Here is an 8,892-nt window from a genome sequence, read left to right as displayed (position 1 = left end):
GGAGGTTAACTGTTATTGCGCTGAAAGAAATTATCACCCAAAATCAGACAGACCTCGCAAAGCGTCAGCTTTGTGTAAAGAACCACCTTTAAAATTACTCTAAGAAGAGGGCGATACTTCGCCTTTTTCCCTTTATAAGGGGGAGAACCCCTTTTTAAAGCAATGTGATATGGCTGCGAAGTTAACCATTTCTCTTGTTGCGGATTACGCTGTAATCCATCGGACACCGGGTCAGGCTCAGTTCCCTTTTCGGCGCTGGCCAGCATTTGCTAATGAAAAATAAAGCGCCGCTTTATCTTTCAGGGCATCTCTTTAGCTTTTTATCCGGTGCACAAGGGAATTTCGATGGTGTATTCAGGCAGTAAAATCAGAAAAGTGTGGCTGACACTTTGTATCAGTTCGCTCTGCGCGTCGTTTTGCCATGCCGCGTTCGCTGCAAAAGAGCCCAAGGCTGAATTTAACTGGCGGGCCGCTCCAACAGAGGAGCAAATCTCAACGTTAACCCTGCGGGATGCGATTCTCCGGGCCTTTGCCCGTAACCCCAAAATTTCCGAAGCCGCCGCGCAGATCCGCGTCGGTGAAGCCGATCTGGATGCGGCTAAAAGCGCATGGTTTCCGCAAATCTCCCTGCAGGCCTCTGGTGGACGTTCCCATCAGACAGATTCTGCGGGCAGCCTGAACAACAACGGTTCCGGCGGCATAACGCTCAGCCAGCTGCTGTATGACTTTGGCCGCACCGGCGGGGCTATCGACGAGCAGCACAAACTCTCGGAAGCCTACCGGTACGCCCTCTATGACACCATGACCACCGTGGCGCAGGACACCCTTCAGGCCTATCTGGAAGTAAAGCGCTATCGCGCCCTGGTGGAAGCCTCGCGTAACAATGTCGCTTCGCTGCAACGGGTCAGGGATATTGCGAAGCTGCGCGCCGATGCCGGATTGAGCTCGCAGTCTGATGTGTTGCAGGCTGAAACGCGGATCGCCGGGATGCATGCCACGCTGGAGCAGTACCGGGCGCAGGAGCGATCGGCGCAGGCACAGCTCACCGTACTGACCGGCGTGGTCTCCGGCGATCTGCCTGAACTGCCTCAGTCCCTGCTGAATCAGCAAATTACCCTCGACAAAATTGCCTACGAAAACAGCTCCTCCGTGCGCAGCGCGCAGGCCAAACAGGAAGCGGCGCTGGAGCGGGTTCGTCAGTCTCAGTCCAACCACTGGCCCACTATCAAGGTTCAGGCGGGCCGCACCCGCTATGAAAACGACAGCCGATCCTACTGGGATGATGAACTGCAATTGCAGGTTGAAGCGCCGCTGTATCAGGGCGGGCTGGTCAACGCCAAAACCCGGGCGGCAGAGGGCGATCGTGAAGCGGCTGAAGCGGCTATCCAGCAGTCGAAACTCGATATCAATCAGCACGCCTCCACCGCCTATGCCGACATGATTGGGGCTCAGCAGCGACAGACGGCGGGCGAAGCGCAATTAGGCAGCGCCGATCATACCCGGTCGGTCTATGCCGATGAGTACAAGCTGAACAAGCGCAGCCTCAACGATCTGTTAAGTGTGGAACAGGATGTTTTTCAGGCCGACAGCAGTCGTCTGATGGCGCTCTATGACGGCTGGGATGCCACGGTTCGCTACGCCGCAGCGGTGGACAATCTGCTGGACATTATGGGGATTGATCGCGAAGCCAACAGTGGACAAACCCTGCCGTCACTCTGACGCCGCAAGCACAAGCAACCTATTTAAGGCAGTAAGAATGATGAAACAGACCCCAAGTACCGAAAACTGGATTGATGCCATGCTGCGCGTGGCCGCCCGCTTTGGCAAACCCGCGGATGGCTCCACGTTACGTCAGCAGATGCGCTGGTTCGAACATCTGACGCCGGCTCAGCAGCTGGAAAGGCTGGCAGGCCTGCTGGGCCTACATATGACCATGATGCCAAAGGATAAAATTCGCTGGCGACAGGAAGTGACGCCGGTGATTCTGATCATGGAAAACGGCAACGTAGTGGTGGTTGAGAACATTGATGCCGGGGGCAAGGCGCGATACTGGCTGAGTGACGGCGGCGATGTGGTGCGGGAAAGCGAGCTGGCCTCGCTGCTGGCGCAGAGTGAGCAGCAGGTGGGTATCATTGGCGTGGCGGCGCGGGGTCGTGATGCGCGCATTGATGAATTCGTTAAGCCCTACAAGAAGCACTGGTTCTGGGAGAACTTCCGGGGCATGGGGCGCAAGATCATGGAGATCTCTCTGGCCTCGGTGGTGGGTAACGTGCTGGCGCTGGCCGGTATTCTGTTTTCGATGCAAATTTACGACAGGGTGATCCCCGCGCAGTCTGAAGCCACGCTCTGGGTGTTGTTCACCGGCGTGCTGGTGGCGGCAGCTTTTGAATACCTGATCAGACTGATGCGCACCCAGGTCTCCGATCTGATGGGCAAGCGTATCGATCTGAAAGTCTCCTCCATGCTGTTTGCCCGCGCCATGAATATCCGTAATGAAGCCCGGCCAAAATCCACCGGCTCCTTTATCTCGCAATTACGTGAAATCGATCAGGTGCGTGAACTGCTGACCTCCACCACGGTGGGTGCCGCAGCGGATATGCCTTTTGTGATCCTCTTTCTGTTTATCATGGCCTTTATCGGAGGCCCGCTGGTGATCATTCCTCTGCTGGCTATCCCGCTGATTGTGATCCCGGGCCTGCTGGTGCAAATTCCGATGGCAAAGCTGGCGAAAGAGGGGCTGCGCGAAGGAGCCCTGCGCAATGCGGTGCTGGTGGAAACCATCGAGGGCATTGAAGACATCAAATCCCTGCAGGCGGAGCCCTATTTTCAGCGTCAGTGGGAACAGACCCATGAGGTCAGTGCAGCGGTAGGGATGCAGCAACGTTTGTGGGGCGCGCGCCTGACAGGCTGGGCCTCCACCGTCCAGCAACTGACCTATGCCAGTATGCTGGTATTCGGCGTCTATCTGGTGCTGAGCGGCGATATCACCACCGGTACCCTGGTGGCGAGCAGTATGCTCTCCTCCCGGACCATTGCCCCACTGATGCAGCTCACTATGGTGTTCTCCCGCTGGCAGCATGCAAAAAGCGCCATGACCGGGCTGGATGAGCTGTTGAAAAAGCCGCTGGATCAGGTGGAAGAAGGGGAGATGGCGCACTGTCCGACCCTGACCGGCCATTACGACCTTAAAGGCGTGCAGTACAGCTATGATGAGGAGAGCGTCAAAAACGTGATTACCGTCGGGCAACTGCAAATCAAACCGGGCGAACGGATTGCGATTCTTGGCAAAGTTGGCGCCGGGAAATCAACGCTGCTCAGGCTGCTGGCCGGGCAGGCGGTAGCGACGCAGGGCAAGGTTATCGTCGATGGGGTGGATATCCGTCGCATTGACCCGGTCGACTTACGCCGCCAGCTGGGCTGGCTCTCTCAGGATTCCCGTCTGTTCTTCGGCACATTGCGGCAGAATCTGATGCTTGGGAATCCCCATGCCAGCGAGCAGGAGATGTTGCAGGCGCTGCGCATCAGCGGCGCGCTCAGTCTGGTACAGCAGGATGCGGCCAGTCTGGATCGCATTATTAACGAAGGCGGGCGTGGGCTTTCAGGCGGCCAGCGGCAGATGGTGATGCTCAGCCGCATGATCCTGCGGCAGCCGCAGGTGGTATTGATGGATGAGCCTACGGCCTCAATGGATGAACAGCTTGAAGAGCACGTCATCCGGCAGATGCAGGGCTGGCTTTCCGGGCGCACGCTGGTGCTGGTCACCCACCGCCCGGCGTTGCTGAAGCTGGTGGACAGGATTGTGGTAATGGACAATGGCCGGATCATCGCCGATGGCGCCAGGGATGACATTATCCGCAGCGCCTCGGCGCAAACGGCCAAAAGCGCGCGGGGGGATGCAGCATGAGCCTGTTAATAATCGACCGCAGCCTTAAACGCGATGAACGTAAAACTTCGGCGGTGATCTGGATTTGTACCGCCGCGCTGGTGATTTTCTTTATCTGGGCGCACTTCGCCATTCTGGACGAGGTCACTGTGGGCACAGGCAAGGTCACGCCTTACAGCCGTGCGCAGGTTATTGAGACGCTGGATGGCGGTATCGTCAAGCAGCTGAACGTGCATGAAGGCGATATTGTGGAGAAGGGGCAGGTGCTGGCGATGCTGGATCCTACCCGGTTCCAGTCGAACTTTGGTGAAGCGGCGTCTAAAGCGCGCACGCTGCGTGCCTCGGCAGAGCGTTTGCAGGCAGAATTGAGCGGCAGCCCGCTGGTGTTCAGCGCGGCAACCCGGCAGGAGCCTGAACTTGTTGCGCGGGAAACGCAGCTCTATCAGTCCCGCCGCCGCAATCTTTCCGAGACGGTCAGTAACCTGGAGCAATCAAAAAAACTGGTTCAGGATGAGCTGCGGATGACCCAGCCTCTGGTGGCGAAGGGGGCTGCAGGGGAGGTCGAAGTGATCCGCCTGCGCCGCCAGGTCAGTGACCTGCAGGGCAAAATTGATGAAGCGAAAAATGATTATGCAGTACGGGCACGAGAGGAGCAGGTGAAGAACAACGCCGATCTGGATGCGCAACTGCAGGTGGTGACCGGTAAAGAAGATCAGCTTACCCGGGCAACGCTGCATTCGCCGGTGCGCGGTATCGTCAAAGATATCCAGGTCACCACTGTGGGAGGGGTATTACAACCGGGCGGTAAACTGATGGAGATTGTGCCGCTGGAAGATCAGTTACTGATTGAGACCCGGATCAACCCCCGTGATATCGCCTATATCCGCCCCGGACTGCCCGCCACGGTTAAGGTCACCGCTTATGACTCGTCGATCTACGGCAATCTGAGTGGTGAAGTTGAAACGGTCTCGCCGGATACCCTTCAGGATGAGGTGAAACGCGATCAGTACTATTACCGCGTTTATGTCCGCACGCAGAAAGCGGAACTGACTAACAAAGCCGGGCGAAAATTCCCGATTGTCCCCGGTATGGTGGCCAATGTTGAAATTAAAACGGGACAGAAATCGGTGATGGATTATCTGATTAAACCGCTGAATAAAGTTAAAGAATCCCTGCGGGAACGCTAAATAATAACGCCACTGAATAATCCATAAGAGATACTTTTGGAGAAATATTAACATTAATATCAGTGGCGTTTTTTTGTTTATTTGTGCTTATTTTAGTGCTGGAAAGGTGGGGCGGAAGCGGAGTTAATATCCTGGCGAAATAATCTTTACTCAGCTTGACGCTATGCTGAAAAAAGAATAAAAAAATGCCGGACACAAGGCCCGGCGGGAAATAGGGTAAAACATCTCATTCGGGGTGAATGAAGGTAATTTTTCAATAAAATGATGATAGCGGGGCTATTGTATAACCTGATGACCGATTTTTTTTATCATTCAGTGCTCAGCCCTGAATCCCTCCCTAAACCCATGAAAAACATCATTTACAGAAATATATTGCCTGTTTGTGCCATATTTTTTATCAATGCGTGCTGATTGAAAGTTCCCCAATGTTTACATTTAGCAATAAACATTTTACCTCCTGCAACACATTCGGAAATTCAGTATCATTTTCTTTATAGATTATTACTCACGCCGAACTAACATGAGTTTGCCGGCTGAATATTCGACGTTCAGCACGCAGTGGCAAAATAAGGCATATAACTAGAGGGTAATAAAAATGAAACTTCGAGTTCTCTCCCTGATGGTCCCAGCGATGCTGATCGCCGGTTCAGCGGGTGCAGCTGAAATCTACAACAAAGACGGTAATAAACTCGATCTCTTTGGTAAAGTGGATGGCCTGCACTATTTTTCCGATAACGACGGTTCTGACGGCGATCAGTCGTACGTTCGCTTTGGTTTTAAAGGTGAAACCCAGATCAGTGACCAGCTCACCGGCTACGGCCAGTGGGAATACCAGGCTGCACTGAACAACTCAGAAGCGCAGGGCACCGCAGACAGTTTTACCCGTGTGGGCTTTGCAGGTGTGAAGTTTGGCGATGCCGGTTCTTTCGACTACGGTCGTAACTACGGTGTGGCTTACGACATCGGCGCATGGACTGACGTTCTGCCAGAGTTCGGTGGTGATACCTATGGCGCGGACAACTTTATGTTCCAGCGTTCCAACGGCCTGGCTACCTACCGTAACTCCAACTTCTTTGGTCTGGTGGATGGCCTGAACTTCGCCGTTCAGTATCAGGGCAAAAATGACAGCGCAACGGAAGCGGGCGGACGTGATGTTCTGGCAGGTAACGGTGATGGCTGGGGTATTTCCACAACTTACGATCTGGGCGAAGGCTTTGGTCTGGGTGCAGCCATGTTCAGTTCTGACCGTACCAATGAGCAGAACGGTGGCTCGGCAGGCACTGCGGATATTTTGGGTCGTGGCGATAAAGCAACTGCCTACACCGGCGGTCTGAAGTATGATGCGAACAACATCTATCTGGCCGCAATGTATACCCGCTCTCAGAACGCAACCCGCTTTGGTTCAAGCGACTCTGCGGCATACGGTTATGCCAATACTGCGGATAACTGGGAACTGGTTGCCCAGTATCAGTTCGACTTCGGCCTGCGTCCGTCTCTGGCCTTCGTCACATCGCGCGGCAGCGATATCGAAGGTTACGGCACTCAGAACCTGAAAAAATATATCGATGTGGGCGCGACCTACTACTTCAACAAAAACATGTCTACCTATGTTGATTACCAGATCAACATGCTGGATGACAATGAGTTCACCGACGCAACCGGTATCAATACCGATGATGTCGTGGCACTGGGTCTGGTTTACCAGTTCTAAGTTGTCCGGGAGCGCAGGCCATCTGTGCTCCCTTGTTTACCTCTCCCTCCCCATGTAATCCCTCTTCTTATTCCATAACCCGTCGAGATGATGAACGGTGACGTGGACGATTGAGCTGTTTGGTGTTGGTGTGCTTGTAATGCTTAAAGCCTGAAAAGATAATCAGCCCCAGGCAAACGGCAAGGAGTACGAAATAAATCATGCAGGATCTCCCTTAAATTAATGGTTATGCAGCCTTTTGTGGCGTGCCTTCAGATACTATCCTGGTGAGCTATTCGGGGAAGATCAAGTCCATTTCTCCGGCAGTAATCCCCCTTTTTGCCGTTTTTCGGACCAATATTTAATACAGGTAGTCAGATTGTCATGAAGAAGAAATGGCTGTATTCCCCCATTCTGGCAGCATTTACCCTGCTTTCAGGCTGTGACCGTCATAACCAGAGTCCGGAAGATTCGGCGATGATCCTTGAAGGTCGCACTATGGGAACATTCTGGAGGATTAGCCTCGCTGGCGTGGCTCCGGAACGCAAAGAGAGCCTGCAAAAAGCCGTGCAGCAGAGACTGGATGAGGACGATCGTCAGCTCTCTACCTGGAAGAAAGATTCCGTGCTTTCCCGCTTCAACCAGTATTCTGGCAGTGACCCGCAGCCGGTCAGCGATAATATGGCGGACATCGTTACGCTCTCGCTGCGTATCGGCAAGAAAACGGCCGGGGCAATGGATATCACCGTCGGACCTCTGGTCAATCTGTGGGGATTTGGCCCCGATAAGCAGCCGGTGACCTCCCCGAACCAGGCGCAAATTAACAGCGCAAAAGCACTGACCGGTCTGCAACATTTGCAGGTGATCCAGCGGGCTGAAGGGGCCTACCTGCAAAAAGATCTGCCCGGTCTCTATGTTGATCTCTCGACCGTAGGGGAAGGCTTTGCCACCGATCATCTTGCCCGGCTGATGGAGCAGGAGGGGATCAACAGCTACCTCGTTTCGGTAGGCGGTGCCGTGCTGACCCGGGGTAAAAATGCCCAGGGAGACCCCTGGAAAGTCGCGATCCAGAAACCCACCGACAAAGAGAACGCGGTTCAGGCCGTGGTCGATTTACAGGGGCATGGGATCAGCACGTCCGGCAGCTATCGCAACTACTATGAGCTGGACGGCAAGCGCATCTCGCATGTGATCGACCCGACCACCGGACGCCCGATCCAGCACAAACTGGTTTCTGCTACTGTTATCGCAACTACCGCGCTTGAAGCTGACGGATGGGATACCGGATTGATGGTGCTGGGCGGGGAGAAAGCCAAAGCGCTGGCGCTGCGGGAACATCTGGCAGTCTACCTGATTGAGAAACAGGGGGAGGGTTTCACGACCTGGATGTCGCCGCAGTTCCGGGCATTCTTAGTGCAGCAGTAGGTTTTCAGAGGTTCAAACCTGTCACAGTAAGGCACCGCGCCTGAGGAGTTATCATGCTGGATTTGTTTAGTGACGAGGCCCCGTGGGCCGAACCCTGGCAGAGGGGGCAGTGATCCTCCGGCGGCGTGCCAGAGATCGGGCGGGAGAATTGATGAAGCTGGTGGAGGAAATCTCCGCCCTCAATCCTTTTCATCATCGCATCACGCCCGGCGGCCACCGTATGTCAGTCGCCATGACCAACTGTGGTGACTTTGGCTGGTCAACCGATTCGCGGGGTTATCAGTACAGCGAGCGCGACAGCGTTAGCGGCCAGCGCTGGCCTGCCATGCCGGCGCTTTTCCGCCAGCTTGCCAGAGCCTGTGCTTCAGAAGCGGGTTTTCCACAGTTCAGCCCTGATGCCTGTCTGATTAACCGCTACGAGCCCGGGGCAAAACTGACGCTGCATCAGGATAAAGATGAGCAGGATTTGAAGCAGCCGATCGTTTCGGTCTCGCTGGGTTTGCCAGCCGTGTTTCAGTTCGGTGGATTTGAACGGGGTGACGCCACCCAGCGCGTTCTGCTGGAGCACGGTGATATCGTCGTCTGGGGCGGTCCTTCGCGTTTGCGTTACCACGGTATCCTGCCCCTGAAGCCCGGTATTCATCCACTGACCGGCGCATTTCGCTTTAATCTGACCTTCCGGCGCGCTTTCCGCTAAAGGGAGCGCT

The 8,892-nt window shown here is 54.8% G+C and carries 5 protein-coding genes and 1 pseudogene; all 6 read left to right on the top strand.

The genetic code is table 11. The annotated features are described in order from the left end of the window. Nucleotides 1-345: 345 nt before the first annotated feature. Complete coding sequence (locus VRC33_RS15470; RefSeq protein WP_338557205.1) at nt 346-1,719, top strand: TolC family outer membrane protein; 1,374 nt, start codon at nt 346-348, stop codon at nt 1,717-1,719. Between the two features lie 37 nt (nt 1,720-1,756). Then, nucleotides 1,757-3,904, top strand: a complete 2,148-nt coding sequence (locus VRC33_RS15465; protein WP_338576765.1) for a type I secretion system permease/ATPase — start codon at nt 1,757-1,759, stop codon at nt 3,902-3,904. Next, the gene (locus VRC33_RS15460; RefSeq protein ID WP_338557203.1) at nt 3,901-5,070 is read left to right on the top strand and encodes an HlyD family efflux transporter periplasmic adaptor subunit; all 1,170 of its coding nucleotides are present in this window, start codon (nt 3,901-3,903) and stop codon (nt 5,068-5,070) included. Before VRC33_RS15465 ends, VRC33_RS15460 begins: the two co-directional genes overlap by 4 nt. A gap of 595 nt (nt 5,071-5,665) precedes the next feature. After that, nucleotides 5,666-6,781 (top strand): porin OmpC, encoded by a 1,116-nt coding sequence (ompC, locus tag VRC33_RS15455; RefSeq protein ID WP_338557202.1) that lies wholly within the window; start codon nt 5,666-5,668, stop codon nt 6,779-6,781. A gap of 363 nt (nt 6,782-7,144) precedes the next feature. Continuing rightward, nucleotides 7,145-8,185 (top strand): FAD:protein FMN transferase ApbE, encoded by a 1,041-nt coding sequence (apbE, locus tag VRC33_RS15450; RefSeq protein ID WP_338557201.1) that lies wholly within the window; start codon nt 7,145-7,147, stop codon nt 8,183-8,185. Nucleotides 8,186-8,238: 53 nt separating this feature from the next. Then, nucleotides 8,239-8,882: pseudogene (alkB, locus tag VRC33_RS15445) on the top strand (DNA oxidative demethylase AlkB). Nucleotides 8,883-8,892 lie beyond the last annotated feature (10 nt).

Source organism: Erwinia sp. E_sp_B01_1, from assembly GCF_036865545.1.
In the GTDB taxonomy this organism is placed as follows: Bacteria; Pseudomonadota; Gammaproteobacteria; order Enterobacterales; family Enterobacteriaceae; genus Erwinia.
This window is presented reverse-complemented; position numbering and strand designations above follow the sequence as displayed.